Origin of the sequence: Paracoccus sp. SSK6, from assembly GCF_039770665.1 — a bacterium.
Taxonomy (GTDB): domain Bacteria; phylum Pseudomonadota; class Alphaproteobacteria; order Rhodobacterales; family Rhodobacteraceae; genus Paracoccus.
The window spans coordinates 1-26,699 of record NZ_JBDPNJ010000033.1 but is presented as its reverse complement, the minus strand read 5'-3'; the positions used below and the strand labels follow the sequence as shown (position 1 = coordinate 26,699).

Below are 26,699 nucleotides of genomic sequence, written 5' to 3'. Positions count from 1 at the left end.
GAGCCGCCGCTGATCGGGCTTGACGCCTGCCGCCCAAAGGCGCTATAGGCCCGCATCGCAGTCGAATCCGCCGCGTGTCGAGATTCGCCTGCCTTGCGCATGGCCGCCATCCAAAGGCGGCCTGCACTTTTTTTATACGGTCCGACGCTGGCTTCGCGTGGTGCGTGGTCAGCCTCTCGACTGGAACTCCCCGTCAGAGGGATGACTTATGCAAAGTCAGAATATCCGCATCCGGCTGAAGGCGTTTGACTATCGCGTGCTGGAAGCCAGCACCCAGGAAATCGTCAACACCGCCAAGCGCACCGGTGCGACCGTTCGCGGCCCGATTCCGCTGCCGAACAAGATCGAGAAATTCACCGTCCTGCGTGGCCCGCACATCGACAAGAAGTCGCGCGACCAGTGGGAAATCCGCACCCACAAGCGCCTGCTGGACATCGTCGATCCGACCCCGCAGACCGTTGACGCGCTGATGAAGCTCGACCTCGCCGCCGGCGTGGATGTCGAGATCAAGGTGTAAGGAGGGGATGATGCTGCGTACTGGTGTTATCGCCAAGAAACTGGGCATGACCCGGCTGTTCCTGGAAGACGGCCGTCAGGTTCCGGTGACCGTCCTGCAACTGGACAACCTCCAGGTCGTCGATCAGCGCACCGCTGCCCGCGACGGCTATACCGCCGTCCAGCTGGGCGCCGGTGTCGCCAAGGCCAAGCGCACGACCGCCGCGATGCGCGGTCACTTCGCCAAGGCCTCGGTTGCGCCCAAGCGCAAGATCGCGGAATTCCGCGTGGCTGAAGAAAACCTGATCAATGTCGGTGAGGAGATCACGGCTGACCACTATTTCGCGGGTCAGTTCGTGGACATCGCCGGCACCTCGATCGGTAAGGGCTTTGCGGGCGCCATGAAGCGCCACAACTTCGGCGGTCTGCGCGCCTCGCACGGCGTGTCGATCAGCCACCGTTCGCACGGTTCGACCGGCCAGTGCCAGGATCCCGGCAAGGTGTTCAAGGGCAAGAAGATGGCGGGTCACCTGGGTGCCGTCCGTGTGACCACGCAGAACCTGCAGGTCGTGCGCACCGATGCCGATCGTGGCCTGATCATGGTCAAGGGCTCGGTTCCCGGTTCCAAGGGTGGCTGGGTCACGATCAAGGACGCCGTCAAGAAGGCGACCCCTGAGAACGTGATCTATCCGGCCGCCCTGAAGTCCGCCGCCGAGGAAGCCAAGCGTCTGGCCGAAGCCGCCGCTGCCGAAGCCGCCGCCGCCGAGGAAGCCGCCCGCGAGGCCGCTGCCGCCGAAGCCGCCGCCGCCGAGGAAGCCGCCCTGGCCGAAGCCCAGGCTTCGATCGAGGCCGACAAGGCTTCGGATGGCGATGCTGCGCCTGAAGGAGACAAGTGATGAAACTCGATGTGATCAAGCTGGACACTGGCAAGGCCGGTGAAATCGAGCTGGCCGACGAGATCTTCGGGCTGGAGCCGCGCGGCGACATCCTGCAGCGCGTCGTCCGCTGGCAGCGCGCCAAGGCGCAGCAGGGCACCCATTCGGTGCTGGGCAAGTCGGATGTCAGCTATTCGACCAAGAAGATCTATCGCCAGAAGGGCACCGGCGGCGCTCGCCATGGGTCCAAGAAGGCGCCGATCTTCCGTCACGGTGGCGTCTACAAGGGCCCGACCCCGCGTTCGCACGCTTTCGACCTGCCGAAGAAGGTGCGCGCCCTGGGTCTCAAGCACGCCCTGTCCGCCAAGGCCGTTGCCGGTGAACTGGTGATCGTGGAGGATCTGAACCTCGCCGATGCCAAGACCGCTGCCGTCGCCAAGGCCGTCAAGGAAAACGGCTGGAAGCGTGTGCTGGTGATCGACGGTGCCGAAGTCAACGAAGGCTTCGCCCGCGCCGCCCGCAACATCGAGGGCGTGGACATCCTGCCGTCGATCGGCGCCAACGTGTATGACATCCTGAAGCGCGACACGCTTGTGATCACGCGTTCGGGTGTCGAAGCTCTGGAGGCTCGTTTGAAATGAGCGCGAAAGCTGAACATTACGACGTGATCGTCAAGCCGATCATCACCGAGAAGGCCACCATGACGTCGGAAAACAACGGCGTGGTGTTCCAGGTGGCGAAGGACGCCAGCAAGCCGCAGATCAAGCAGGCGGTCGAGGCCCTGTTCGGCGTCAAGGTGAAGGCCATCAACACGACCATCACCAAGGGCAAGCAGAAGCGCTTCCGGGGCATCCTGGGCCGCCGCAGCGACGTGAAGAAAGCCTATGTGACCCTGGAACAGGGCAGCACTATCGACGTGTCCACCGGACTCTGATAGTAGGGCGCGAATCTGCGGCCTCGGGTTTCCGAGGCCGCTGATCTTTTGGACGACAACGGACCACCTTGGTCCAAAGCAACGGAAGACAGAAAGATGGCATTGAAGTCGTATAAACCGACGACGCCTGGCCAGCGCGGGCTGGTTCTGATCGACCGTTCGGAGCTTTGGAAAGGTCGCCCGGTCAAGGCCCTTACGGAAGGCCTGACCAAGAACGGCGGTCGGAACAACACCGGACGGATCACCATGCGCCGCAAGGGCGGCGGGGCGAAGCGCCTGTATCGCATCGTCGATTTCAAGCGCAACAAGTTCGATATGGCCGCCACGGTCGAGCGGATCGAATACGATCCCAACCGCACCGCCTTTATCGCGCTGATCGCCTATGAAGACGGCGAGCGCGCCTATATCATCGCGCCGCAGCGCCTGGCCGTGGGCGACAAGGTCGTCGCCGGCGCCAAGGTCGACGTGAAGCCCGGCAACGCCATGCCCTTCAGCGGCATGCCGATCGGCACCATCGTCCACAACGTCGAGCTGAAGGCTGGCAAGGGTGGCCAGATCGCCCGTTCCGCCGGCACCTATGCCCAGTTCGTCGGCCGCGACGGCGGCTATGCCCAGATCCGCCTGTCTTCGGGCGAGCTGCGCATGGTCCGTCAGGAATGCATGGCCACCATCGGCGCCGTATCGAATGCCGACCACTCGAACCAGAACCTGGGCAAGGCTGGCCGCAACCGCCACAAGGGCATCCGTCCCAGCGTTCGCGGTGTTGCCATGAACCCGATCGACCACCCGCATGGTGGTGGTGAGGGCCGGACTTCGGGTGGCCGTACGCCGGTCACGCCCTGGGGCAAGGACACCAAGGGCAAGAAGACCCGCAGCAACAAGGCGACCGACAAGTACATCTTGCGTTCGCGCCACGCGAAGAAGAAGGGCCGCTGATCCATGGCACGTTCTATCTGGAAGGGCCCCTTTGTTGACGCCTATGTGCTCAAGAAAGCGGAAAAGGCCCGTGAGTCGGGGAAATCCGACGTCATTAAGATCTGGTCGCGTCGTTCGACCATCCTGCCGCAATTCGTCGGCCTGACCTTCGGCGTGTACAACGGGCAGAAGCACATCCCCGTTGCCGTGACCGAGGAAATGATCGGCCAGAAATTCGGTGAATATTCGCCCACGCGGACCTATTACGGCCACGCGGCGGACAAGAAAGCCAAAAGGAAGTAATCGTCATGGGTAAGGAACAGAATCCGCGCCGCGTGGCGGAGAACGAGGCGTTCGCGAAGACCAAGATGCTTCGCACCTCGCCGCAGAAGCTGAATCTCGTAGCAGCTCTGATCCGCGGCAAGAAGGTGGACAAGGCTCTGGCCGACCTGACCTTCTCGCATAAGCGGATCGCGGGCGACGTGAAGAAGTGCCTGCAGTCGGCGATTGCGAACGCTGAAAACAACCACGGGCTGGATGTCGACAACCTGGTCGTCGCCGAGGCCTGGGTCGGCAAGAACCTGGTGATGAAGCGTGGCCGTCCGCGGGCGCGTGGCCGGTATGGCAAGATCATGAAGCCGTTTTCGGAAATCACCATCAAGGTGCGCCAAGTCGAGGAGCAAGCGTAATGGGTCAGAAGGTCAATCCGATCGGCATGCGCCTGCAGGTCAACCGCACCTGGGACAGCCGCTGGTATGCCGACGACAGGGACTATGGCAATCTGCTGCTTGAAGACCTGAAGATCCGGGACTTCATCAAGAAGGAAGCCAAGCAGGCCGGCGTCAGCCGCGTCATCATCGAGCGTCCGCACAAGAAATGCCGCGTGACGATCCATGCCGCGCGTCCGGGGGTGATCATCGGCAAGAAGGGCGCCGATATCGAGGTGCTGCGCAACAAGCTGGCGAACCTGACCAAGTCGGAGGTTCACCTGAACATCGTCGAGGTCCGCAAGCCGGAAGTCGATGCCGCCCTGGTGGCAGAGTCGATCGCACAGCAGCTGGAGCGCCGGGTCTCGTTCCGCCGCGCCATGAAGCGCGCGGTGCAGAACGCCATGCGCATGGGCGCCCTGGGCATCCGCGTGAACGTGTCGGGCCGTCTTGGCGGCGCCGAGATCGCGCGGACGGAATGGTATCGCGAAGGCCGTGTGCCCCTGCACACCCTGCGCGCCGACATCGACTATGCGCTTGCCGAAGCCTCGACCCCCTACGGGATCATCGGGGTGAAGGTGTGGATCTTCAAAGGCGAGATCATGGAGCATGACCCCCAGGCCCGCGACCGCAAGGCCGCCGAGGCTCAGGAAGGTCCGGCGCCCCGTGGTCCGCGCCGTGACCGCGACGCGCGCTAAGGAGCAATAGGATGCTGCAACCGAAACGGACCAAGTTCCGCAAACAGCACAAGGGCCGGATCCACGGCGAAGCCAAGGGCGGTTTCGCCCTGAACTTCGGATCCTACGCGCTGAAGGCCACCGAGCCCGAGCGCGTCACCGCCCGCCAGATCGAAGCGGCCCGCCGCGCGATCACCCGCCACATGAAGCGTCAGGGCCGCGTCTGGATCCGGGTGTTCCCGGACGTTCCGGTCACCGGCAAGCCGACCGAAGTGCGGATGGGTAAGGGCAAGGGCTCGGTCGATTTCTGGGCCGCCCGCGTCCATCCCGGCCGCATCATGTTCGAGATCGACGGCGTGTCCGACGAGATCGCCCGCGAAGCCCTGCGCCTGGGCGCGCAGAAGCTGCCGGTCCTGACCCGGATCGTGGCGCGCGAAGACTGGTAAGGGGCGGGTGAAAACCCCTTCTTGCGATACCCCGCCGGGCGACTGGCGGGGTTTTCCTTTTCCCTGTGGGAAAAGGGTTGCACGAAAGGGCCATTGCCTGTATGGGCAGGCCTTCATCACGAAACTCCACCGGGAATCAGGGTGGCCCTGCGATGCAGGGGCTCTCCGGTGATGTTGAAAGGAACTAGCGCCATGAAAGCGCAGGAACTGACGTCGAAGACGCCCGACCAGCTGAAGGATCAGCTTGTCGCGCTGAAGAAGGAGGCCTTCAACCTCCGTTTCCAGCAGGCCACCGGCCAGCTTGAAAGCACCGCCCGCATGCGCGCCGTTCGCCGCGACGTGGCCCGTGTGAAGACCATTCTGAACCAGAAAGCGGCGGAAGCCGCGGCCTCGAACTAAGGAGCCTGGCCCATGCCCAAACGCATCCTGCAAGGCCGCGTCACCAGCGACAAGAACGAACAGACCATCACCGTCCTGGTCGAGCGTCGCTTCAAGCATCCGCTGCTGCACAAGACCGTTCGCTCGTCCAAGAAATACCGGGCGCATGACGCGAACAACCAGTTCAAGGTGGGCGATCTCGTTCGCATCGTCGAATGTGCTCCCATCTCGAAGACGAAACGCTGGACTGTCCTGACGGACGAAGCGGTTTCCGCGTAAGTCCATCATCACAGATCAGAAATGATCGAAACCCTGGGGCCGGTAACAAGGCCGGTCCCCAAAGGTCGGGAGAAACCAAATGATCCAGATGCAGACCAATCTGGATGTTGCTGACAACTCCGGCGCACGCCGGGTTCAGTGCATCAAGGTCCTGGGTGGTTCGCACCGTCGCTATGCGTCGGTGGGCGACATCATTGTCGTTTCCGTCAAGGAAGCCATCCCGCGGGGCCGGGTCAAGAAGGGCGACGTCCGCAAGGCCGTGGTCGTTCGGACCGCAAAGGAAGTGAAGCGCGAAGACGGAACCTCGATCCGCTTCGACCGCAATGCCGCCGTCATCCTGAACAACCAGGGCGAGCCGGTCGGCACCCGTATCTTCGGGCCGGTGGTCCGCGAGCTGCGCGCGAAGAACTTCATGAAGATCATCTCGCTTGCGCCGGAGGTGCTGTAATGGCTGCCAAGCTGAAGAAGGGCGACAAGGTCGTCGTGCTGACCGGCAAGGACAAGGGCAAGCAGGGCGAAATCACCGCCGTGTTCCCCAAGGACAACAAGGCGGTCGTTGACGGCATCAACATCGCGATCCGTCACCAGCGCCAGACCCAGACCACCCAGGGCGGCCGCACGCCGAAGGCGATGCCGATCGACCTGTCGAACCTGGCGCTGCTGGACAAGAACGGCAAGGCGACCCGTGTCGGTTTCCGCATGGAAGGCGACAAGAAGGTCCGTTTCGCCAAGACCACGGGAGACGTGATCTGATGCTGGACGCAACCAAATACACGCCGCGCCTCAAGGCGGTCTATCGCGATCAGGTTCGTGCCGCGCTCAAGGAAGAGTTCGGCTACAAGAACGACATGCAGATCCCGCGTCTGGACAAGATCGTCCTGAACATGGGCATCGGCGAAGCCGTGAAAGACACCAAGAAGGTCAAGCAGGGTGCCGAGGAACTGTCGCTGATCGCCGGCCAGAAGGCTGTCATCACCAAGGCCAAGACCTCGATCGCCGGCTTCCGCCTGCGCGAGGACATGCCCCTGGGCGCCAAGGTCACGCTGCGCGGCGACCGGATGTACGAATTCCTGGACCGCCTGATCAACATCGCGCTGCCGCGCGTCCGCGACTTCCGCGGCGTGAAGGGCACCTCGTTCGACGGCCGCGGCAACTATGCCATGGGCCTGAAGGAGCACATCGTGTTCCCGGAAATCAACTTCGACAAGGTCGACGAAGTTCTGGGGATGGACATCATCATCTGCACCACCGCGCCGACCGACGCGGAAGCGAAAGCGCTGTTGAAGCATTTCAACATGCCCTTCAACAGCTGATCGCGGAGGTAAGAGATATGGCAAAGAAATCCATGGTCGAGCGCGAGAAGAAGCGCGAGCGTCTGGTCGCGAAGTTCGCCGCCAAGCGCGCCTCCCTCAAGGAGGTCATCAACGACCAGTCCCGTCCGATGGAAGAGCGGTTCAAGGCTTCGCTGAAGCTGGCCGAACTGCCGCGCAATTCGTCGGAAACGCGTCTGCACAACCGGTGCCAACTGACCGGCCGTCCGCACGCGTATTACCGCAAACTGAAACTGTCGCGGATCATGCTGCGCGAGCTTGGCTCGAACGGTCAGATCCCCGGTCTCGTCAAGTCCAGCTGGTAAGGGGGCACAATGTCGATGAACGATCCTCTCGGCGATATGCTGACCCGCATCCGCAACGCACAGATGCGCGGCAAATCGACCGTCCGCACCCCGACCTCCAAGCTGCGCGCCTGGGTTCTGGACGTGCTGAAAGCCGAAGGTTACATCCGCGGCTATGAAGAAGTCACCACCGAAGCCGGCCATACCGAGCTGGAAATCGGTCTGAAATACCACGACGGCGCTCCGGTCATCCGCGAGCTGTCGCGTGTCTCGAAGCCTGGCCGCCGTGTTTACGCCGGCGCCAAGGAAATCCCGCAGGTCCGCCAGGGTCTGGGCGTCTCCATCGTCTCGACCCCCAAGGGCGTCATGTCGGATGCAGCGGCTCGCAACGCCAATGTCGGCGGCGAAGTCCTCTGCACCGTGTTCTAAGGAGGGCAGCAGATGTCTCGGATTGGTAAGAAGCCGGTCGCTCTGCCCAAGGGCGTGACGGCCGAGATCAAGGGTCAGACCATCGAGGTGAAGGGTCCGAAAGGCACCCGCAGCTTCACGGCGACCGACGATGTGGAGCTGGTGCTGGATGAAGGTTCGGTCGCGGTCAAGCCGCGCGGCACCTCGAAGCGCGCGCGCCAGCAGTGGGGCATGACCCGCTCGATGGTGGAGAACCTGACGGTCGGCGTGTCGGAAGGCTTCAAGAAAGAGCTGGAAATCCAGGGCGTGGGTTACCGCGCCTCGATGCAGGGCAAGACCCTGAAGCTGCAACTGGGCTACAGCCACGACGTGAACTTCGAAACGCCGGAAGGCGTGACGATCACGGCGCCGAAGCAGACCGAAATCGTTGTGGAAGGCATCGACCAGCAGCTTGTTGGTCAGGTGGCCGCGAACATCCGCGAGTGGCGCCGCCCCGAGCCCTACAAGGGCAAGGGCATCCGCTACAAGGGCGAGTTCGTCTTCCGCAAGGAAGGCAAGAAGAAGTAAGGGGCGCATGAAATGGCACTGAAAAAGCAAGAGCTGTTCCAGAAGCGCCGCCTGCGCGTTCGGAACAAACTGCGGGCGATGTCGAACGGCCGTCCGCGTCTGTCGGTCCACCGTTCGTCGAAGAACATCTCGGTTCAGGTCATCGACGACCTGAAGGGCGTGACCCTGGCTTCTGCCAGCACGCTGGAGAAGGACTTCGGCCTGGTCGGCAAGAACAACGTCGAGGCCGCCGCCAAGATCGGCGCCGCGATTGCCGAGCGTGCGAAGGCTGCCGGCATCGAGGAAGTCGTCTTCGACCGCGGCGGCTTCATCTTCCACGGCAAGGTGAAGGCCTTGGCCGACGCGGCCCGCGAAGGTGGCCTGAAGTTCTGATCCTGCGGGTGGCGCGTCCGGCAACGGGCGCGCCACCCCGATGATCCGGGGGGCGGTCTTTCGGGGCCGCCCCACCTGGATTGAACCAACCGGCGCCAAGCGCCACCTGTAAAGGAATGCCATATGGCAGAACGTGAAAACCGCCGGGGCCGCCGCGAAGAGCGCGAGGAAACCCCGGAATTCCAGGATCGCCTGGTTGCAATCAACCGCGTGTCGAAAACGGTCAAGGGTGGCAAGCGCTTCGGCTTTGCAGCCTTGGTGGTTGTCGGCGACCAGCGTGGCCGCGTGGGCTTCGGCAAGGGCAAGGCCAAGGAAGTGCCGGAAGCGATCCGCAAGGCGACCGAGCAGGCCAAGCGTTCCCTGGTCCGCGTGCCGCTGCGCGACGGCCGCACCCTGCACCACGACATCGAAGGCCGCCATGGCGCGGGCCGCGTGATCATGCGCACCGCCGTTCCGGGGACCGGGATCATCGCCGGTGGTCCGATGCGCGCCGTGTTCGAGATGCTGGGCGTCCAGGACGTCGTCGCGAAATCACAGGGCTCTCAGAACCCCTACAACATGATCCGCGCGACGCTGGACGGCCTGAAGAAGGAAGCCAGCCCCCGTTCGGTCGCGCAGCGTCGCGGCAAGAAGGTGGCCGACATCCTGCCGCAGGACAACAAGCCGGCTGAAGCCGCCGTCGAAGCGTAAGGAGACAGGCGAATGGCAACTATCGTCGTCAAGCAGATCGGCAGCCCGATCCGCCGCCCCGCCATCCAGCGCGAAACGCTGAAGGGCCTGGGGCTCAACAAGATGAACCGCACCCGCGAATTGCAGGACACCCCCGCGATCCGCGGCATGGTCGCCAAGATCCCGCATCTGGTGACGATCATCGAAGAAAAGGCGTGATCCGGCAGGATTGCCCAGAAGACAAGAAACGCCCCGGAGGAATCCGGGGCGTTTTTCATTGCGTGCAGGAGCGGCTCAGGCCGCGCGCTTGCGGCGGCGCAGCCCTGCCAGCAGCACTCCTCCGCCCGCCAGCAGCAGGCCTGATGCGGGCAGGGGCACAGGCGCCGGATTGACATCCCCGGTCACCTCGACGGAATAGCCGGACAGTCCGCCATGATCCTCGCGCAGGATTTGCAGATAGTTCAGCCCCGCGCCCAGGCTGCCCAGCGACAGGGTGAACTCGCCCGGCACAACTCCGCCCGGACGCAGGTGGCCCCCCAGGAATGTGCCGTTCAGCCAGACGAACACCCCGTTGTCCACGCCAAAGGACGCGTTGACATTGCTGAGCCCGCTGCTTCCGCCATCCAGCGTATAGATGATCGCGGTTTCGTCGTTGATGGCCCAACTGCCGGGAATCGCGACGGGTGCCGCCGACCAGCTTCCGCCGGGTGTCGCGGGAGTGCTGAGCCATGAACCCAGGGCAGCCGCTGCCGTCGAAAGATCGGGCGCGTTCGCGGCGGGAATATCCAGCGAAGGATCCCCGTTCGAGACATCGGCCAGCGGGAACATGTGGTTGCCGCCGAACGGGTTGGTTCCGTCAAGCGCCCTTCCGATGCCGTCGTTGTAGTAGCCCGTCGTGCTGTTGTCGATCAGCGTCGCGGCCTGCCCTGCAGTCGCGAAAGCTGTCGTGGCAAGAAGCGCAGCCAGAAGTGTCTGCCTCATTGAAAACTCCCTCGCAAAACAGAAATCGTGGACGACGATAACATGCCCGCTGCGGTCGGCCTGCAAAAATTGCACCTGTCTTTTGGGATAGGCAGGCTGTTGCCTGTTGCGGGGGAAGCACGGCGGTCCGGCTTGTTGCCTTTGCCCGTCGCCACAACGGCAGGTTGTTTCTATCCTGCGCCCAGACCCCCGATTCAGGAGTGCGCCTTGCCGGCCAGACAGACCATCGCCTGCGCCCTTTTCCTGGGTGCGCTTGCGGGCACAGCCCAGGCGGGCCCCTGGCCGCGTGAGGCCGGGCATTCGTTCGTCGCGCTGACGGGCGAGCGTGACCGGGACGGAAACTCCTATGCGGGTCTTTACGCCGAATACGGCCTTTTACGCCGCCGGACCCTGGGGCTTGAGGTCAGCCATACCGATGTGGGCGAGACGAGCGCGATGCTGTGGTATCAGAAATCGCTGGACGGTGGCGAAGGGGCGAACAGGCTGTCCTATGCGATGGGCTTCGGCGCCATCCGCCGCGACGGCGACCTGCTGCCGTTGAGCCAGGTTGCCCTGATGTGGGGACGCGGCTTTTCGGGCCCGTGGGACGGCGGCTGGGTGACGGCCGAGGCGCGCGTGAAGATTGCAGGCAAGACCGAGGAGGTGACGGTGCGCGACGGGCTGTCCAGCGTCGAATACGCCTACCTGACGCCCGAAGTCGTCAGCAAGCTGGACCTGACGGTCGGCCTGCGCCCGACGCCGTCCTGGGCTTTGGTGAATCAGCTGCGGCTGGAATCGCGCAAGGACACGGATGTTTCGGCCAAGATCGCCAGTTCGGTCGTTTATGACCTGACCGGCCCTGCGCGGCTGGAGGTGGGTCTTGTCGCGCCCCTGGCCGGGCCCAGCGAACCGGCCGTCAAGATCGGCACCTGGCTGGAGTTCTGACCTTATTCCCGGCAGGCATAGACAGCGCCGCCCACGGCCACCACCGACACCGCCGCGCCTGCCACGATGGCGGGCGATGACGCCATCGCTGCCGCAGCCCCGCCGATCGACGAAAGCGCGCCCGTGATATAACCCTGCGATCCGCTGAGGATCACCGCGCCCGATCCGTCGGGCAGGGCGCGCGCGCCGTTGACCGCGCCACGGGCAGCCGCCCCGGTGATCGCGACTGCGGCGTTCCTGGTCTGGTTGACACGCTGGCAGACGGTCTTCGCGGGCGCCTCGCAGCGGCCGTGGGCATCGCGGCGGCCCAGGTCATAGCCGATGGTCGAATCGCTGGCCTTGTCGTGACGCAGGCAGAAGGGGCCGCGTTCCTGATCGGTCAGGTCCGGCGTCAGGCTGCGCAGCACGACATAGCTGGGGCAGGTGTCGCGGCCCCATGCCGCGGACAGGATCTCGCGCCGGCTGAAATGATCGCGCAGGCCGGGTTCGTCCTTGTCATAGGCCAGCGGCACGTCCTGTCCGTTGATCCGGGCGGAGCAGAAGGTGGGCTCGGCCTGCGCGGCAAGCGGCAGGAACAGAAGGGCAGCAAGGGTAGGGGCGATGCGAGTCATGGCAGGATCCGAAAGCGTGTTGGGGCCGTGATAAGGGGGTGGCGGGCAACGGCAACTCACATCCGCTTGTCCTGCGCGGCAACGCAAGACTTGCCCTGAAGACGCGGCGGGTTTATACGCCCTGCCGGGTGCCATCGGGCACCGATTCACGAAACACGACATGCCGCGTCCGCCCCAGTTCGCTTCGGGGGTGCGTCCGGCTTAGGAGAAGCGACATGAAACTGCATGAAATCCGCGACAACGAAGGCGCGAACCGCAAGAAAAAGCGCGTGGCGCGCGGTCCCGGCTCGGGCAAGGGCAAGACCGCCGGCCGTGGTATCAAGGGCCAGACCTCGCGTTCGGGCGTTGCGCTGAACGGCTATGAAGGCGGGCAGATGCCGCTGTATCGCCGCCTGCCGAAGCGCGGCTTCACGGCGCCGAACGCCAAGTCCTTCGCGGTGGTCAACCTGGGCCAGCTGCAGACCTTCATCGACGCGGGCAAGATCGATGCCTCGGCCGATGTGACCGAGGACGCCCTGGTCGCCTCGGGCCTGGTGCGCCGCAAGCTGGATGGCGTCCGCCTGCTGGGCAAGGGCCAGCTGACCTCGGCCGTGACCATCGTCGTGACCGGCGCGTCGAAATCGGCGGTCGAGGCGGTCGAGAAGGCGGGCGGCAAGGTGACGCTGCCGACCCCGGCCGTGGCGGCGGAATAAGCTGTTGATCGGGGCGCCCGCGCCCCATAGATAGCCCTCAGGTTTTCCTGGCGCCGCCGGTCCCCGGAAACGGGTCGGCGGCGCTGTCATGACACGGGACGGAAACACATGGCGTCAGCCGCAGAACAGATGGCCGCGAACCTTTCATGGAGCGCATTCGGCAAGGCCACGGAACTTCGCCAGCGCATCTGGTTCACGATCGGGCTGCTGGTCATCTATCGGCTTGGCACCTATATCCCGGTGCCGGGCATCGACGGCGCGGCGCTGCGCAACTTCATGGACCAGGCCCAGTCGGGCATCGGCGGCATCCTGTCGATGTTCACGGGCGGCGCGCTGGGACGGATGGGCGTCTTCGCGCTGGGCATCATGCCCTATATCTCGGCCTCGATCATCGTGCAGCTCTTGACCTCGATGGTGCCTTCGCTGGAACAGCTGAAGAAGGAAGGCGAGCAGGGGCGCAAGAAGATCAACCAGTATACCCGCTATGGCACCGTCGCGCTGGCGCTGTTCCAGGCCTTCGGTCTGGCGAAGTCGCTGGAGGCCGGCGGCCTGGCGCATGATCCGGGCCTGTTCTTCCAGGCGTCGGTCGTCATCACCCTGGTCGGCGGCACCATGTTCCTGATGTGGCTGGGCGAACAGATCACCGCACGCGGCATCGGCAACGGCATCTCGCTGATCATCTTCGTGGGTATCGTCGCGGAAATCCCGGCGGCGCTGGCAAGCTTCTTCGCGCAGGGCCGGTCGGGCGCGATCTCGACCCCGGTGATCCTGGGCGTGATCGTGATGGTCGTGGCCGTGATCGCCTTCGTGGTCTTCATGGAACGGGCGCTGCGCAAGATCCGCATCCAGTATCCCCGGCGCCAGGTCGGCATGAAGATCTATGACGGCCAGTCCTCGCACCTGCCGATCAAGGTGAACCCGGCGGGCGTGATCCCGGCGATCTTCGCGTCCTCGCTGCTCTTGCTGCCGATCACGATCTCGACCTTCTCGGGGAACCAGACGGGGCCGATCATGTCCACGATCCTGGCCTATTTCGGGCCGGGCCAGCCGCTCTATCTGGTGTTCTTCGCGGGGATGATCGTCTTCTTCGCCTATTTCTATACCCATAATGTCAGCTTCAAGTCCGACGACGTGGCCGAGAACCTGAAGAACCAGGGCGGCTTCGTCCCCGGCATCCGTCCGGGGAAGCGGACCGAGGAATACCTGGACTATGTCGTCAACCGCGTGCTGGTGATCGGCGCGGCCTATCTGGCGGCGGTCTGCCTGCTGCCGGAAATCATCCGCCACCAGTGGTCGGTGCCCTTCTATTTCGGCGGCACATCGGTCCTGATCGTGGTGTCGGTCACGATGGACACCATCAACCAGGTGCAAAGCCATCTTCTGGCCCATCAGTACGAAGGGTTGATTGAGAAATCCCAATTGCGTGGTAAACGCAAGGAAGGAAGCGCAAAGCCGCGTCGCGCACCGTCGCGCCGCTAACGGCCCCGACGGGCTGACGAGGGGGACAGACCTTAGATGACGATCAATATCATTCTGCTGGGACCGCCCGGTGCCGGCAAGGGAACGCAGGCCCGCAAGCTGGTCGATGAACGTGGCCTGGTGCAACTGTCCACCGGCGACATGCTGCGGGCGGCGCGGTCCTCGGGGACCGAGATGGGCAGGCGCGTGGCCGAGGTGATGGACCGGGGCGAGCTTGTCACGGATGAGATCGTCATCGGCCTGATCCGCGAAAAGCTGTCCGAGGGCGGCAACGGCTTCATCTTCGACGGCTTTCCCCGCACCCTGGCCCAGGCCGACGCGCTTGGGGCGCTGCTGGACGAGACCGGCATGGTGCTGGATGCCGTGATCGAGATGCAGGTGGATGACGCGGCCCTGGTGCGCCGCATCACCGGCCGCTATACCTGCGGCAACTGTGGCGAAGTGTATCACGACGAGACGAAGCCGACCGCCAAGCAGGGCGTCTGCGATGTCTGCGGCTCGACCGACCTGCGCCGCCGGGCCGACGACAACGAGGACAGCCTGAAGACCCGGCTGCTGGAATATTACAAGAAGACCTCGCCGCTGATCGGCTATTACTATGCCAAGGGCAAGCTCTCGCCGGTGGACGGGCTGGCGGACATGGCCCGGGTGGCGGGTCAGATCGACCGGGTGCTGCCTGCATCAAGCCAGGTCGCCACGGGCACTTGACGCGGCGGGCAGCCGCCTATAAGTCACGGCATCTCGCAAGAGAATCATCTGGCGGTTGCCGGGTGGACCCATCATCGGCCCGAAGGCATGGCTTTCGGGCCTTACGTTGTGAAAAAAGGTTCCGGCGCTACGGAACCGCAACCGATAAAGGATAACGCGTGGCTCGTATTGCTGGCGTCAACATTCCGACCGGGAAACGCGTCCCGATCGCCCTGACCTATATCCACGGCATCGGCCCGATGTATGCCGAACAGATCTGCGAAGCCGTGGGCATCGACCGCGCGCGCCGCGTGAACGATCTGTCGGATGCCGAAGTGCTGCAAATCCGCGAATACATCGACGCGAACCTGACGGTCGAGGGCGACCTGCGCCGCGAACGTCAGATGAACATCAAGCGCATGATGGACCTGGGTTCGTATCGCGGTCTGCGCCACCGCCGCGGCCTGCCGGTCCGCGGTCAGCGCACCCATACCAATGCCCGCACCCGCAAGGGCCCGGCGAAACCGATCGCCGGCAAGAAGAAATAAGGGGTAACGGACATGGCACGTGACAAGACCCGCATGAAGCGCAAGGAACGCAAGAACATCGCCACCGGCGTTGCGCATGTGAACTCCTCCTTCAACAACACCAAGATCCTGATCTCGGACGTGCAGGGCAACGCGATCTCGTGGTCGTCGGCCGGCACCATGGGCTTCAAGGGCTCGCGCAAATCGACCCCCTATGCCGCGCAGATGGCCGCCGAAGACGCGGGCCGCAAGGCGCAGGAACACGGCGTCCGCACGCTGGAAGTCGAAGTCCAGGGCCCCGGCTCGGGCCGCGAATCGGCGCTGCGCGCGCTGGCTGCGGTCGGCTTCAACATCACGGCGATCCGCGACGTGACCCCGATCGCGCATAACGGCTGCCGCCCGCCGAAGCGCCGCCGCGTCTGATTTCAGATGAGACTTGCCCGGACCGCGCGCCTTCGCGCGGTTCGGCCTTTACGTTTTCAACCTCGGGCGTTTCCGGTCACGGACATGGGACGGGAACAAGAATGGAGGCAAACGCATGATCCACAAGAATTGGGCCGAGCTGATCAAGCCGACGCAGCTGGTCGTCAAGCCTGGCGCGGATGCCACCCGCACCGCCACGCTGGTCGCCGAGCCGCTGGAGCGTGGCTTCGGCCTGACGCTGGGCAACGCCCTGCGCCGTGTGCTGCTGTCGTCGCTTCAGGGCGGGGCGATCACCTCGGTCCAGATCGACAACGTCCTGCACGAATTCAGCAGCGTCGCCGGCGTCCGTGAGGACGTGACCGACATCGTCTTGAACCTCAAGGGCGTGACGCTGAAGATGGACGTGGAAGGGCCCAAGCGCCTGACCCTGTCCGCCAAGGGTCCGGGCGAAGTGAAGGCCGGCGACATCCAGGAAACGGCCGGGATCACGGTGCTGAACCGCGACCACGTCATCTGCCACCTGGACGACGGCGCGGACCTGAACATGGAACTGACCGTCCAGACGGGCAAGGGCTATGTCGCCGCCGACAAGAACCGCCCCGAGGACGCGCCCATCGGCCTGATCCCGATCGACGCGATCTTCTCGCCCGTCAAGCGCGTCAGCTATGAGGTCACGCCGACCCGCGAAGGCCAGGTGCTGGATTACGACAAGCTGACGATGAAGATCGAGACGGACGGTTCGCTGACCCCGGAAGACGCCGTAGCCTATGCCGCGCGCATCGTCCAGGACCAGCTGTCGGTCTTCGTGAACTTCGACGAACCCGAATCGGCCAACCGCCAGGACAGCGACGAGGGTCTGGAATTCGATCCGCGCCTGCTGAAGAAGGTGGACGAGCTGGAACTCTCGGTGCGTTCGGCCAACTGCCTGAAGAACGACAACATCGTCTATATCGGCGACCTGATCCAGAAGACCGAAGCCGAGATGCTGCGCACCCCGAACTTCGGCCGCAAGTCGCTGAACGAGATCAAGGAAGTCCTGTCGGGCATGGGCCTGCACCTGGGCATGGATGTCGTCGATTGGCCGCCGGAGAACATCGAGGATCTAGCCAAGCGCTTCGACGACCAGTTCTGAGGTCGTGGTGGGGTGAAACCCCACCCCACGAAACCCGGCAGGGTGGGGGTTCACCCCACCACGCCGAACACCGGGCATCCCGCCCCAAGGAGAGCGGCCCGCACGCATGGGCCGCCGGACAAAGCAAAAACGCTGAAGGAGAATCATCATGCGTCACGCCCGTGGCTATCGCCGCCTCAACCGCACCCACGAACACCGCAAGGCGCTGTTCGCCAATATGGCCGGCTCGCTGATCGAGCACGAGCAGATCAAGACGACCCTGCCCAAGGCTAAGGAACTGCGCCCGATCGTTGAAAAGCTGATCACGCTGGCCAAGCGCGGCGACCTGCACGCCCGCCGTCAGGCCGATGCGCAGCTGAAGCAGGACCAGCATGTCGCCAAGCTGTTCGAGGTTCTGGGCGCCCGCTACAAGGACCGTCAAGGCGGCTATGTCCGCATCATGAAGGCCGGCTTCCGCTATGGCGACATGGCGCCGATGGCGATCATCGAACTGGTCGATCGCGACGTTTCGGCCAAGGGTGCGGCCGACCGCGCCCGCGTCGAGGCAGAGGCTGCCGACGCGGAATAAATAACCGCAACGGTTCGAATCAGACGCCCTGCGGCTTTCAGCCTGCAGGGCGTTTTTCGTGGCGCTGCGGCAAGAGAGACATCTTTTCCACCGGACCCGCAGGTTGCGAAAGGGCGCGAGCGACCTCGTTTCGTTCGGCGGCGGTCAGGGGCATGGCCAGCAGTTGCTGGCGAAGGTCGGCGGGCAGCGCAAGAATATCGCTGGATGGCCGCATGGCTGGGATCTCCCATCCCATTAATGATATGGCAACAATTATCCGCCACTACTAGATTGTACGTTGACGGTAGTGAACGCAATTTGTCTAAAAAGTCATGTCATCACGCGCAGATATCAATGCTGGCTTGCGGAAACTGGGGAAAATCGCCCCGGCCGGCTATTTCGTCGGTTTGCACATCCGCTTTGCCGCCCCCCTGATGCAGTTCCAGACCTATCCCGAGGAATGGTCGGACTTCTATTCCCAGAATGGCTATGCCCTGCGCGATCCGACGATTGCTTGGGGGTTTTCGACGACCGGCGCCTGCCGCTGGTCCAGCCTGCCGATCCCGGATCCGTTCAACATTCTCAAGGACGCGGCGAACCACGGCCTGACCTTCGGGCTGACGGTGTCCTGCGGCCCGATCACTTCCCGCACCATCGCCAGCTTCGCGCGCGATGATCGCGAGTTCACGGATGACGAGATCGCCGAGATCTCGACCACGGTACGTCGGCTTCACGATATAACGGAGCCGCCGGCGAGCCTGACCAAGGCTCAGAAAGAAGCCCTTCGTTGTGTCGCGGAGGGCGATCGTCATGCGGCAGCGGCAGCCAAGCTTGGCATTACCGAAAGCGCGTTCAAGGCAAGGCTGATCTCGGTCCGGGAAAGACTGAAGGCACGCACAACGGCCGAGGCGCTGCAAAGGGCCAAGGAATACCGTCTGCTCTAGGCCTTCGCCCAGGGGATCCGTGATGTGGGGAAGGGTCACGCTCACACCCCAGGAGTTATGACTATGCAGACGACCACGCTTTCCTTCTCGAACCTCCACAACCATGGCGAACTGTTCGCCAATCTGTTCCGTGCCCGCAAGCAGAGCTTCATCATCCAGAAGAACTGGGATCTGCCGGAAGCCGAGGACATGGAGTTCGACCAGTACGACACGCCGCAAAGCCGCTGGATCGCCGTCCACGACAAGGGCGAGGTTCTGGCGGGCTTCCGCCTGACGCCGACGACCGCGCGCTGCGGGATCTACAGCTACATGATCCGCGATGCGCAGAAGGGTATCCTGGGCGGCTCGATCCCGCAGGACCTGCTGGATGCCGAGGCTCCGGTGGACGACCAGGTCTGGGAATGCTCGCGCGTGTTCGTCAGCCATGACATCCCGCAGATGTACCGGCGCAAGGTCCACTTCAAGATGGTCGAGGCGATGACCGGCTCGGCCCGCGACCTGGGCGCCACGCGGCTGATCGCGCTGACCGGCGCGTCCTGGCCGCGGTGGTACGGCCGCTGCGGGCTGGAAGCCGAGGCCATCGGCCGTGTGATGTGGATCGACGACGCCCATTTCCAGTGCGTGTCGATCAACCTGGCCGCCAAGATGCACTGACGGCGGGGGCTGTTCGCAGCCATCGGACCGCCTTACACTGAGTGCATCATGCCCGACCTGTTCGACGCCAGCCCCTTGTCCGCACCGCCGCCCTCCCCGGCGGTGCGACCCTTGGCCGACCGCATCCGCCCCGTGCGCATGGGCGATGTGATCGGCCAGGACAAGGTGCTTGGCCCGGACGGGCCGCTGGGCTCGATGCTTGCGTCCGGCAGCCTGTCGTCCCTGATCCTCTGGGGGCCGCCCGGCGTCGGCAAGACCACCATCGCCCGCCTTCTGGCGGATGAAACCGATCTGGCCTTCGTGCAGATCAGCGCCATCTTTTCCGGCGTGCCGGAACTGCGCAAGGTCTTCGAGACGGCCAAGCTGCGCCGCCAGCAGGGGCGCGGTACGCTGCTGTTCGTGGACGAGATCCATCGCTTCAACAAGGCGCAGCAGGACAGCTTCCTGCCCTATATGGAGGACGGGACGATCCTTCTGGTCGGTGCGACGACCGAGAACCCGTCATTCGAACTGAACGCCGCGCTGATGTCGCGGGCGCAGGTGATCGTGCTGGAGCGCCTGTCGCTGCGCGATCTGGAACTGCTGGCGCAGCGGGCCGAACGCGAACTGGGCCGCAAGCTGTCCCTGACGCCCGAGGCGCGGGACGCGTTGCTGGAGATGGCCGATGGCGATGGCCGCGCCGCGCTGAACCTGATCGAGCAGGTGGCGACCTGGAAGACCGACAAGCCGGTCGATGCGGCCGCCATGGCACAGCGGCTGATGCGGCGGGCCGCGAAATACGACAAGTCGGGGGATGAGCATTACAACCTGATCTCGGCCCTACACAAATCGGTGCGCGGTAGCGACCCTGACGCGGCGCTTTACTGGCTGGCCCGGATGCTGGAGGGGGGCGAGGATCCCCGTTACCTTGCCCGCCGCATCACCCGCATGGCGGTCGAGGATATCGGCCTGGCCGACCCGGCGGCTCAGCGCCATTGCCTGGATGCCTGGGCGCTTTACGAACGGCTGGGCAGCCCGGAGGGCGAACTGGCCCTGGCGCAGGCGGTGATCTATCTAGCGCTGGCGCCGAAATCGAACGCCGGATACATGGCCTACAAGGCCGCGCGGGCCGAGGCGCGGCGCACGGGCAGCCTGATGCCGCCCGCCCATATCCTGAACGCGCCGACGCAGATGATGAAGGACCAGGGTTATGGGGCGGGCTATGCCTATGACCACGACGCCGAGGACGGCTTTTCCGGCCAGAACTATTTCCCCGAGGGCATGAAGCGGCCGGTCCTCTATACCCCCGTGGAGCGTGGGTTCGAGCGTGAGCTGAAGAAGCGGCTCGACTGGTTCGTGTCGCAGCGGCTGAAGCGCGGCGGTTGACTTTGGTCCCACCGCGCCACAGTTACGCGCTATGATGAACCCATATCTTCAGGTCGCCATCGGCGGGGCCATCGGCTCGGTGGCGCGCCTTGGCCTGTATCGCACGATGCCCGCGCCCGGCTTTCCGCTGGCGACATTCACCGTCAATGTCGCGGGCAGCCTTGCCATGGGCCTGCTGGCGGCGCTTCTCGCGCAGCGCGGCGGGGCCTGGGCGCCCCTGCTGCTGACCGGCATCCTGGGCGGCTTCACGACCTTTTCGGCCTTTTCGCTGGACGCGCTGACCCTGTGGGACGGGGGGCAAGAGGCGCTTGCGGTCCTCTATGTCGCAGGATCGGTCCTGCTGTCGCTTGGGGCCGTCTTCCTGGGCATGACCATTGGACGGGGGGGCCTCGCATGAGCGGCGTTCAGACCATTCGCGTCGGCGGTGACGAGGGCGAGCAGCGCCTCGACCGCTGGCTGAAGAAGAAGTTTCCGCAGCTTGGCCAGATCGCCATCGAAAAGCTGTGCCGCACCGGACAGTTGCGCGTGGACGGCGGGCGCGTGAAACCCGCCACCCGGATCGAGGCCGGGCAGGAGGTTCGCGTCCCGCCGCTGCCCGATGCCGCGCCCGCGCGACCGAAATCTGACGGCCCCCGGATCCCCGATGCCGATGCGAAGATGATCCAGGCCGCCGTGCTGTGGAAGGACGAGCATATCATCGCCCTGAACAAGCCGCCGGGCCTTCCTAGCCAGGGCGGCAGCGGGCAGGGCGACCGGCATGTGGACGGGCTGACAGCGGCGCTGATGTTCGGCTTCAAGGACCGGCCCAAGCTGGTGCACCGGCTGGACAAGGATACCTCGGGCGTGCTGCTGCTGGCGCGGACCGACCGCGTGGCGCGCGCCCTGTCCGAGGCCTTCCGGTCGCGCACCACTCGCAAGATCTATTGGGCCGCCGTGGCGGGCGTGCCGAACCCCCGCATGGGCACGATCCGCTTTGGCCTTGTGAAGGCGCCGGGCCATGGCCGGGGCGGCGAGGGCGAGAAGATGATCGCCGTCCACCCCCGCGACATCGACAAGACCGAAGGCGCCAAGCGTGCGACCACCGATTACGCCGTGCTGGACGCGCTTGGAACGCGGGCAAGCTGGTGCGCGCTGGTGCCGATCACCGGGAGGACGCATCAGTTGCGCGCGCATATGGCGGAACTGGGTCATCCGATCGTAGGCGACGGCAAGTATGGCGGATCGGGGCAAGAGAACCTGGGCGACGGGTGGGGCGCGCAGCTTGGCGGAGAGATCAGCCGCAAGCTGCACCTTCATGCCCGCAGCATCAGCTTCGACCACCCGATCACCAAAAAGCGCATCACCCTGATCGCGCCGCTGCCTGACCACATGGCGCGGACCTGGAAGACGCTGGGCTGGCATGAAAACGACGTGCCCGACGATCCCTTCGCGGATGTCGAATAAAGGAGGGGTCGCATGAGCGAATGGAAAGCGCGGCGATTCTGGAAGGCATCCCAGGTCCGTCCCGCCGGTGACGGGTTCGAGGTCGCCCTGGACGACCGCCCCCTGCGCACGCCGGGCAAGCTGCCCCTGCTGCTTCCGACCGAAGGTCTGGCGCAGGCCGTCGCGGCCGAATGGGACGCGCAGGCCGATGTGATCGACCCCAACACCATGCCCCTGACCCGCGCGGCCAATTCGGCGGTGGAAAAGGTCGCGCCCCAGTTTGCCGGCGTGGCGGGCATGCTTGCCGAATATGGCGGCACCGACCTGCTGTCCTATCGCGCGGACCATCCGACGGAACTGGCCCGCCGCCAGGCCGAAGCCTGGGATCCGCTGGTCGATTGGGCCGCGACCGAGTTGCGCGCGCCCCTACGCATCACCCATGGCGTCATTCCGGTGGAACAGGATGCGCAGTCCCTGGCGCGGCTGCATCGGCATCTTCTGGCTCTGGACGTGTTCGGGCTAACGGCGCTGCACGATCTTGTGACACTGCCGGGATCGCTGGTCCTGGGGCTGGCGGTCATCCGGGGCCGGATCGACGCGGAAACGGCCTTCCGCATCAGCCGCATCGACGAGGATTTCCAAGCCGAACGGTGGGGCCGGGACGAAGAAGCCCAGGATGCCGCCGAAAGCCGCAGGGAGGCGATGCTGGTCGCCGAACGGCTGTGGCATCTGTCCCGTCGCGGTTGAAACTGCCCCGCTGATCCGCGCCGAGCTTGACGCATCGGGAAGGATCGGCACTATGCTGCCTATGGGCGGTCCTTCCAAGGCTGCCGCAAGATAAGTCCGGGCACCAAGGTCCGGGCGCTGCCGGGGCAGGCCAGGCCCGTGTCGGCGGCAGCCAACAAAGGGGTAGAAATGAAGATTTCGGTATTTCTTGGTTCTGTCGCCGCCGCAACGCTGATGGCGGGTGCGGGCATGGCCGATACGCTGGCCGACGTGAAGGCGCGCGGTGAGCTGAACTGCGGCGTGAACACGGGACTTGTCGGCTTTGCCGCGCCGGATGCGAACGGCAACTGGACAGGCTTCGACGTGGATTTCTGCAAGGCCGTCGCCGCCGCCGTTCTGGGCGACCCCGCCAAGGTGAAATATGTGCCCACCACCGGCCAGACGCGCTTTACCGCCCTGTCCTCGGGCGAGGTGGACCTGCTGGCACGGAACTCGACCTGGACCTTTTCGCGCGATACCGACCTGAAGCTGGATTTCATCGGGGTGAACTATTACGACGGCCAGGGCTTCATGGTCCGCAAGGATCTGGGGGTGACCTCGGCCAAGGAACTGGAAGGCGCGACCGTCTGCATCCAGACCGGCACCACGACCGAACTGAACCTGGCCGACTACTTCAAGGCCAACAACATGGCCTACCAGCCGGTCAATATCGACAGCAACGCCGAAGGCGAGCAGCAATACATGGCGGGCGCCTGCGACGCCTATACGACCGACGCATCCGGCCTTGCCGCGACCCGCGCGGCCTTTGCTGATCCCGAGAACCACATCATCCTGCCCGAGATCATTTCCAAGGAACCCTTGGGGCCCGCGGTGCGCCACGGCGACAACAACTGGGGCGACATCGTCCGCTGGACGCTTTACGCGCTGATCGCGGCCGAGGAATACGGCGTCACCTCGAAGAACATCGAGGAGCTAAGCAAATCCTCGCAGAACCCCGAGGTTCAGCGCCTTCTGGGCGTGACCGACGACTTGGGCGCGATGATCGGGCTGGACAAGGACTGGGCCAAGCGCGCCATTTCCGCCAGGGGCAACTATGGCGAGATCTTTGCCGCCAACATTGGCGAGCAGACACCCATCGGCCTGGCGCGCGGGCTGAACGCCCAATGGACGCAAGGCGGACTGATGTACGCGATGCCCTTCCGCTGAGGCATTGCCAAGACCAGGGGGGCGCATCTGCGCCCCCTTTCGCATAACAGGACCGGTTGCGACAAAAGCTGCCACAACAAGGCATGACCGGCTGCAGGGGTGTAGAGAATGACGGATGTCATGGCGCCGGCGAATCCGCCGTTCCGGCCAAGCATGCTGATCTATGATCGGCGCTATCGCTCGATGACCTTCCAAGTGGTCGTGTTCATCCTGGTGATGGCGCTGTTGTGGTGGCTGGTCAACAACACGGTCCGCAACCTTGCGGCCCTGGGCAAGGACTTCGACTTCGGCTTCCTGTGGCAGCGCGCGGGATACGACATTCCGCAGACGCCGATCCCTTATACTTCGAACGACACGCATTTCCGCGCGGCGGTCGTCGGGTTGCTGAACACGCTGATCGTGTCGATCCTGGGCTGCATCGCGGCAACCGTCGTGGGCATCATCGCGGGCGTGGCGCGGCTATCGAACAACTGGCTGATCGCGCGCCTGATGACCGTCTATGTCGAGGCGTTCCGCAACGTGCCGCTGCTTCTGTGGATCCTGATCGTCTTCGCGATCTTCACCGAGGTGATGCCGCCGCCGAACGCCTTCCGGGGCGACAATCCCTCAGCCTCGATGATCCTGTTCGACAACGTGGCGCTGACGAACCGCTATACCGCGATCCCGACGCTGGGTATGACCAACGATCCGGGCAGCCTGGATCTGGGCGCGCGCATCACGATCAGCTGGGCCACGCTGGCCTTTGTCGTGGTGCTGGTCGCGGGCTGGATCGCCCGACGGATGATCGGCGCCTGGGCGCAGCAGGTCCAGGACCAGACTGGCAGCCGCCCCACCACCTGGTGGATGACCTTGGGCGTGATGACCGTGCCGTCCCTGCTGCTGATCTGGTATTTCGGCCTGCACCTGATCCCGCCGACCCTGAAGGGCTTCAACTTCACCGGCGGCATCAATGTCCAGAACGGGCTGGTGGCGCTGTGGCTGGCCCTGACGCTTTATACCGGGGCCTTCATTGCAGAGATCGTGCGGGCGGGGATCCTGGCCATCAGCCGCGGGCAAAGCGAGGCAGCCTTCGCCCTGGGCCTGCGTCCCGGCCGCACCATGAACCTGGTGATCCTGCCGCAGGCGCTGCGCGTCATCATCCCGCCGCTGATCTCGCAATACCTGAACCTGACGAAGAACAGCTCTCTGGCAATTGCCGTGGGCTACATGGATATCAAGGGCACCTTGGGCGGCACGACGCTGAACCAGACGGGGCGGGAACTGGAATCCATCCTGCTGATGATGGGGGTCTATCTGGTCCTCAGCCTGATCATCTCGGCCGGGATGAACGCCTTCAACGCCAGCGTCAAGCTGAAGGAGCGGTGAGATGAGCGACACCCACGCCCAGACCGTTCCCTTCGTGCGCGACACCATGCTGCCGCCCGCGCCGCCGCCGTCCTCCCAGGCGGGCGCGGTCAAGTGGCTGCGCCAGAACCTGTTCTCGGGGCCGCTGAACGTGGTCCTGACGATCCTGGGGATCCTGATCGTCTGGTTCCTGGTCGGCCATTTCTGGGACTGGTTCGCCCATTCCGTCTGGAACGCGGACAGCCTGGCGGACTGCCGCCGGATCATCGCCGAAACCTGGGGCGAGGGCGCGCGCGGCGCCTGCTGGGCGGTCGTGCGCGAGCGCTGGAACCAATATGTCTATGGCTTCTACCCGGTCGAGCTTTACTGGCGCGCGACCATGACCTTCGGCCTGCTGTTCGTGGCCCTGGCGCCGGTGCTGTTTTCCGAATCCGTGCAGATCCGGCGCGTGGTGCTGGGCATCACCACCGTTCTGACGCTGTGGCTGATGGTGGCGCTTGGGGCGCCCATGGCCTGGCTGGTCTTTGCCGCCGTCGTGCTGGTCGGCTCGATCCTGATCTCGGAACGCCATCCGTCCTGGCTGCTGGTCTTCTCGGTCCTTTATCCGCTGCTGGGGGTGTGGCTTCTGTGGGGCGGCTCGGCCTGGGGGCCGATCATGGTGCTGATCGGGCCGGTGCTGGGCTGGATCGCCTGGCGGCTGGTCGGCCGCGTCTCCGGCCTGCTTGCGACTGTGGCGGCGCTGATCGTGCCGCTGGTCTGGTGGGTCGTCTTCGCGGGCGATGCGGCCAAGGATGCGCAAAGCATCGTTTCGCTGGCGATCCCGGCGGTGGACTCCGACCGCTTCGGGGGGTTCCTTTTGTCGATCACCATCGGCGTCGCGGGCATCGCCATGTCGCTGCCCCTGGGGATCGTGCTGGCCCTGGCGCGCCGGTCCGACATGTTCCTGGTCAAGACGCTGGCCGTGATCTTCATCGAGTTCATCCGGGGCGTGCCGCTGATCGCGCTGCTGTTCGTGGCGTCCCTGCTGCTGAATTACTTCCTGCCGCCGGGCACGACCTTCGACATCATCCTGCGCGTCATCATCATGGTCACGCTGTTTTCCGCCGCCTACATGGCCGAGGTGATCCGGGGCGGCCTGGCCGCCCTGCCGCGCGGCCAGTACGAGGCGGCGGATGCCTTGGGCCTGGACTACTGGAAGGCGCAGCGGCTGATCGTGCTGCCGCAGGCGCTGAAGATCTCGATCCCCGGCATCGTGTCCACCTTCATCGGCATGTTCAAGGATACCACGCTGGTGACCTTCGTGGGCCTGTATGACCCCCTGAAGTCGATGTCCGACGCGGTGCGCGCCAGCACAAGCTGGAAGGGCATCTATTGGGAGCCGTATATCTTCGTAGGCCTCATCTTCTTTCTGATCTGCTTCGGCATGTCGCGATATTCCATGTATCTCGAACGCCGGCTGCATCGTGACCACAGGTAGGGACCGCGCCATGAGCGAAGACATCACCCGCAGGATCGACCGCAGCCACATGCGCGTCAGCGACGAAATCGCCATCGACATCCGCAACATGAACAAGTGGTATGGGTCGTTCCATGTGTTGCGCGATATCGACCTGACCGTCCACCGAGGCGAGCGCATCGTGATCGCCGGACCCTCGGGATCGGGCAAGTCCACCCTGATCCGCTGCATCAACCGGCTGG

The 26,699-nt window shown here is 64.5% G+C and carries 41 protein-coding genes; 38 read left to right on the top strand and 3 right to left on the bottom strand.

The features are described 5' to 3' along the window. The first annotated feature begins 208 nt into the window (after positions 1-208). The 20 genes from rpsJ to rpmD all read left to right on the top strand — a co-directional run bounded on the left by rpsJ (position 209) and on the right by rpmD (position 9,556). Positions 209-517, top strand: coding sequence for a 30S ribosomal protein S10 (gene rpsJ / locus AAIL68_RS15285; protein WP_089386317.1), 309 nt, complete (start codon positions 209-211; stop codon positions 515-517). A gap of 10 nt (positions 518-527) precedes the next feature. Beyond that, entirely contained in the window at positions 528-1,391 is an 864-nt protein-coding gene (gene rplC / locus AAIL68_RS15280) for a 50S ribosomal protein L3 (protein ID WP_347140603.1), read from the top strand. Beyond that, positions 1,391-2,011 carry a 50S ribosomal protein L4 gene (gene rplD / locus AAIL68_RS15275; protein WP_347140602.1) on the top strand — a complete coding sequence of 207 codons (621 nt, stop codon included), beginning with the start codon at positions 1,391-1,393 and terminating at the stop codon, positions 2,009-2,011. The genes rplC and rplD overlap by 1 nt, the downstream gene beginning before the upstream one ends. Next, positions 2,008-2,304 carry a 50S ribosomal protein L23 gene (locus AAIL68_RS15270; RefSeq protein ID WP_347140601.1) on the top strand — a complete coding sequence of 99 codons (297 nt, stop codon included), beginning with the start codon at positions 2,008-2,010 and terminating at the stop codon, positions 2,302-2,304. The genes rplD and AAIL68_RS15270 overlap by 4 nt, the downstream gene beginning before the upstream one ends. Before the next feature lie 96 nt (positions 2,305-2,400). Beyond that, complete coding sequence (rplB, locus tag AAIL68_RS15265) at positions 2,401-3,240, top strand: 50S ribosomal protein L2 (RefSeq protein WP_347140604.1); 840 nt, start codon at positions 2,401-2,403, stop codon at positions 3,238-3,240. Between the two features lie 3 nt (positions 3,241-3,243). Continuing rightward, positions 3,244-3,522: a 30S ribosomal protein S19 gene (gene rpsS / locus AAIL68_RS15260; protein WP_167622735.1), complete on the top strand. Its 279-nt coding sequence runs from the start codon at positions 3,244-3,246 to the stop codon at positions 3,520-3,522. Between the two features lie 5 nt (positions 3,523-3,527). Beyond that, positions 3,528-3,908, top strand: a complete 381-nt coding sequence (gene rplV / locus AAIL68_RS15255; RefSeq protein ID WP_347140600.1) for a 50S ribosomal protein L22 — start codon at positions 3,528-3,530, stop codon at positions 3,906-3,908. Next, entirely contained in the window at positions 3,908-4,624 is a 717-nt protein-coding gene (gene rpsC / locus AAIL68_RS15250) for a 30S ribosomal protein S3 (RefSeq protein WP_347140599.1), read from the top strand. Before rplV ends, rpsC begins: the two co-directional genes overlap by 1 nt. Before the next feature lie 11 nt (positions 4,625-4,635). Beyond that, positions 4,636-5,049, top strand: coding sequence for a 50S ribosomal protein L16 (gene rplP, locus AAIL68_RS15245; RefSeq protein WP_347140598.1), 414 nt, complete (start codon positions 4,636-4,638; stop codon positions 5,047-5,049). Positions 5,050-5,241: 192 nt separating this feature from the next. Continuing rightward, positions 5,242-5,448: a 50S ribosomal protein L29 gene (rpmC, locus tag AAIL68_RS15240; protein ID WP_103173026.1), complete on the top strand. Its 207-nt coding sequence runs from the start codon at positions 5,242-5,244 to the stop codon at positions 5,446-5,448. 12 nt (positions 5,449-5,460) lie between these two features. Continuing rightward, positions 5,461-5,706 (top strand): 30S ribosomal protein S17, encoded by a 246-nt coding sequence (gene rpsQ, locus AAIL68_RS15235; RefSeq protein WP_103173025.1) that lies wholly within the window; start codon positions 5,461-5,463, stop codon positions 5,704-5,706. Positions 5,707-5,785: 79 nt separating this feature from the next. Continuing rightward, positions 5,786-6,154 (top strand): 50S ribosomal protein L14, encoded by a 369-nt coding sequence (gene rplN, locus AAIL68_RS15230; protein ID WP_010400243.1) that lies wholly within the window; start codon positions 5,786-5,788, stop codon positions 6,152-6,154. Beyond that, a complete protein-coding gene (rplX, locus tag AAIL68_RS15225) occupies positions 6,154-6,459 on the top strand; it encodes a 50S ribosomal protein L24 (RefSeq protein WP_347140597.1) in 306 nt (101 codons plus the stop codon). Before rplN ends, rplX begins: the two co-directional genes overlap by 1 nt. Next, the gene (rplE, locus tag AAIL68_RS15220) at positions 6,459-7,019 is read left to right on the top strand and encodes a 50S ribosomal protein L5 (protein ID WP_347140596.1); all 561 of its coding nucleotides are present in this window, start codon (positions 6,459-6,461) and stop codon (positions 7,017-7,019) included. The genes rplX and rplE overlap by 1 nt, the downstream gene beginning before the upstream one ends. Positions 7,020-7,036: 17 nt before the next feature. Next, on the top strand, positions 7,037-7,342 hold the full coding sequence (rpsN, locus tag AAIL68_RS15215) for a 30S ribosomal protein S14 (RefSeq protein ID WP_126156006.1): 306 nt from the start codon (positions 7,037-7,039) through the stop codon (positions 7,340-7,342). Between the two features lie 9 nt (positions 7,343-7,351). Then, positions 7,352-7,750, top strand: coding sequence for a 30S ribosomal protein S8 (rpsH, locus tag AAIL68_RS15210; RefSeq protein ID WP_347140595.1), 399 nt, complete (start codon positions 7,352-7,354; stop codon positions 7,748-7,750). Positions 7,751-7,762: 12 nt separating this feature from the next. Continuing rightward, positions 7,763-8,296 (top strand): 50S ribosomal protein L6, encoded by a 534-nt coding sequence (rplF, locus tag AAIL68_RS15205; RefSeq protein WP_347140594.1) that lies wholly within the window; start codon positions 7,763-7,765, stop codon positions 8,294-8,296. Between the two features lie 12 nt (positions 8,297-8,308). Beyond that, a complete protein-coding gene (gene rplR / locus AAIL68_RS15200) occupies positions 8,309-8,668 on the top strand; it encodes a 50S ribosomal protein L18 (protein WP_347140593.1) in 360 nt (119 codons plus the stop codon). A gap of 123 nt (positions 8,669-8,791) precedes the next feature. Beyond that, positions 8,792-9,358, top strand: coding sequence for a 30S ribosomal protein S5 (rpsE, locus tag AAIL68_RS15195; RefSeq protein WP_347140592.1), 567 nt, complete (start codon positions 8,792-8,794; stop codon positions 9,356-9,358). 12 nt (positions 9,359-9,370) lie between these two features. Continuing rightward, positions 9,371-9,556: a 50S ribosomal protein L30 gene (rpmD, locus tag AAIL68_RS15190; RefSeq protein WP_207101248.1), complete on the top strand. Its 186-nt coding sequence runs from the start codon at positions 9,371-9,373 to the stop codon at positions 9,554-9,556. Positions 9,557-9,631: 75 nt separating this feature from the next. On the opposite strand, the gene AAIL68_RS15185 is transcribed toward rpmD, so the two are convergent. After that, positions 9,632-10,318: a VPLPA-CTERM sorting domain-containing protein gene (locus tag AAIL68_RS15185; RefSeq protein WP_347140591.1), complete on the bottom strand. Its 687-nt coding sequence runs from the start codon at positions 10,316-10,318 to the stop codon at positions 9,632-9,634. Positions 10,319-10,525: 207 nt separating this feature from the next. On the opposite strand from AAIL68_RS15185, the gene AAIL68_RS15180 reads away from it, so the two are divergent. Beyond that, complete coding sequence (locus AAIL68_RS15180; RefSeq protein ID WP_347140590.1) at positions 10,526-11,242, top strand: hypothetical protein; 717 nt, start codon at positions 10,526-10,528, stop codon at positions 11,240-11,242. 2 nt (positions 11,243-11,244) lie between these two features. Here the strand turns inward: AAIL68_RS15180 and AAIL68_RS15175 are convergent, their stop codons facing one another. Beyond that, entirely contained in the window at positions 11,245-11,853 is a 609-nt protein-coding gene (locus AAIL68_RS15175; RefSeq protein ID WP_347140589.1) for a hypothetical protein, read from the bottom strand. Between the two features lie 215 nt (positions 11,854-12,068). Here AAIL68_RS15175 and rplO point away from each other — a divergent pair, with 215 nt between their 5' ends. The 7 genes from rplO (at position 12,069) to rplQ (ending at position 17,361) form a co-directional block, all read left to right on the top strand. Further along, positions 12,069-12,545, top strand: coding sequence for a 50S ribosomal protein L15 (gene rplO / locus AAIL68_RS15170; protein ID WP_347140588.1), 477 nt, complete (start codon positions 12,069-12,071; stop codon positions 12,543-12,545). A gap of 108 nt (positions 12,546-12,653) precedes the next feature. Further along, positions 12,654-14,024: a preprotein translocase subunit SecY gene (secY, locus tag AAIL68_RS15165; protein ID WP_347140587.1), complete on the top strand. Its 1,371-nt coding sequence runs from the start codon at positions 12,654-12,656 to the stop codon at positions 14,022-14,024. A 36-nt stretch (positions 14,025-14,060) separates the two neighbouring features. Continuing rightward, the gene (locus tag AAIL68_RS15160) at positions 14,061-14,732 is read left to right on the top strand and encodes an adenylate kinase (RefSeq protein ID WP_347140586.1); all 672 of its coding nucleotides are present in this window, start codon (positions 14,061-14,063) and stop codon (positions 14,730-14,732) included. Positions 14,733-14,890: 158 nt separating this feature from the next. Beyond that, positions 14,891-15,259 (top strand): 30S ribosomal protein S13, encoded by a 369-nt coding sequence (gene rpsM / locus AAIL68_RS15155; protein WP_089386341.1) that lies wholly within the window; start codon positions 14,891-14,893, stop codon positions 15,257-15,259. A 12-nt stretch (positions 15,260-15,271) separates the two neighbouring features. Further along, positions 15,272-15,661, top strand: a complete 390-nt coding sequence (rpsK, locus tag AAIL68_RS15150) for a 30S ribosomal protein S11 (RefSeq protein WP_106691846.1) — start codon at positions 15,272-15,274, stop codon at positions 15,659-15,661. 115 nt (positions 15,662-15,776) lie between these two features. Next, the gene (locus AAIL68_RS15145) at positions 15,777-16,793 is read left to right on the top strand and encodes a DNA-directed RNA polymerase subunit alpha (RefSeq protein WP_347140585.1); all 1,017 of its coding nucleotides are present in this window, start codon (positions 15,777-15,779) and stop codon (positions 16,791-16,793) included. A gap of 148 nt (positions 16,794-16,941) precedes the next feature. Continuing rightward, positions 16,942-17,361, top strand: a complete 420-nt coding sequence (rplQ, locus tag AAIL68_RS15140; protein WP_347140584.1) for a 50S ribosomal protein L17 — start codon at positions 16,942-16,944, stop codon at positions 17,359-17,361. Between the two features lie 37 nt (positions 17,362-17,398). On the opposite strand, the gene AAIL68_RS15135 is transcribed toward rplQ, so the two are convergent. Next, positions 17,399-17,575, bottom strand: coding sequence for a hypothetical protein (locus AAIL68_RS15135; RefSeq protein WP_347140583.1), 177 nt, complete (start codon positions 17,573-17,575; stop codon positions 17,399-17,401). A gap of 97 nt (positions 17,576-17,672) precedes the next feature. Between AAIL68_RS15135 and AAIL68_RS15130 the strand changes: the two genes are divergently transcribed. The 10 genes from AAIL68_RS15130 to AAIL68_RS15085 form a co-directional block, all read left to right on the top strand. Beyond that, positions 17,673-18,284 carry an autoinducer binding domain-containing protein gene (locus tag AAIL68_RS15130; protein ID WP_347140582.1) on the top strand — a complete coding sequence of 204 codons (612 nt, stop codon included), beginning with the start codon at positions 17,673-17,675 and terminating at the stop codon, positions 18,282-18,284. Positions 18,285-18,347: 63 nt separating this feature from the next. Further along, complete coding sequence (locus tag AAIL68_RS15125; protein ID WP_347140581.1) at positions 18,348-18,938, top strand: acyl-homoserine-lactone synthase; 591 nt, start codon at positions 18,348-18,350, stop codon at positions 18,936-18,938. Between the two features lie 48 nt (positions 18,939-18,986). Continuing rightward, entirely contained in the window at positions 18,987-20,303 is a 1,317-nt protein-coding gene (locus AAIL68_RS15120) for a replication-associated recombination protein A (protein WP_347140580.1), read from the top strand. Between the two features lie 31 nt (positions 20,304-20,334). Then, positions 20,335-20,700, top strand: a complete 366-nt coding sequence (locus AAIL68_RS15115; protein WP_347140579.1) for a CrcB family protein — start codon at positions 20,335-20,337, stop codon at positions 20,698-20,700. Further along, entirely contained in the window at positions 20,697-21,746 is a 1,050-nt protein-coding gene (locus AAIL68_RS15110; RefSeq protein ID WP_347140578.1) for an RluA family pseudouridine synthase, read from the top strand. The genes AAIL68_RS15115 and AAIL68_RS15110 overlap by 4 nt, the downstream gene beginning before the upstream one ends. A gap of 12 nt (positions 21,747-21,758) precedes the next feature. Next, the gene (locus tag AAIL68_RS15105) at positions 21,759-22,472 is read left to right on the top strand and encodes an ATP12 family protein (RefSeq protein ID WP_347140577.1); all 714 of its coding nucleotides are present in this window, start codon (positions 21,759-21,761) and stop codon (positions 22,470-22,472) included. A gap of 168 nt (positions 22,473-22,640) precedes the next feature. Continuing rightward, positions 22,641-23,657 carry an amino acid ABC transporter substrate-binding protein gene (locus AAIL68_RS15100; protein WP_347140576.1) on the top strand — a complete coding sequence of 339 codons (1,017 nt, stop codon included), beginning with the start codon at positions 22,641-22,643 and terminating at the stop codon, positions 23,655-23,657. A gap of 153 nt (positions 23,658-23,810) precedes the next feature. Next, on the top strand, positions 23,811-25,022 hold the full coding sequence (locus AAIL68_RS15095; RefSeq protein ID WP_347140575.1) for an ABC transporter permease subunit: 1,212 nt from the start codon (positions 23,811-23,813) through the stop codon (positions 25,020-25,022). Position 25,023: 1 nt separating this feature from the next. Beyond that, entirely contained in the window at positions 25,024-26,478 is a 1,455-nt protein-coding gene (locus tag AAIL68_RS15090) for an amino acid ABC transporter permease (RefSeq protein WP_347140574.1), read from the top strand. Between the two features lie 10 nt (positions 26,479-26,488). Next, positions 26,489-26,699: ATP-binding cassette domain-containing protein (locus AAIL68_RS15085; RefSeq protein ID WP_347140573.1), on the top strand; the 211-nt coding region annotated here is incomplete at its 3' end.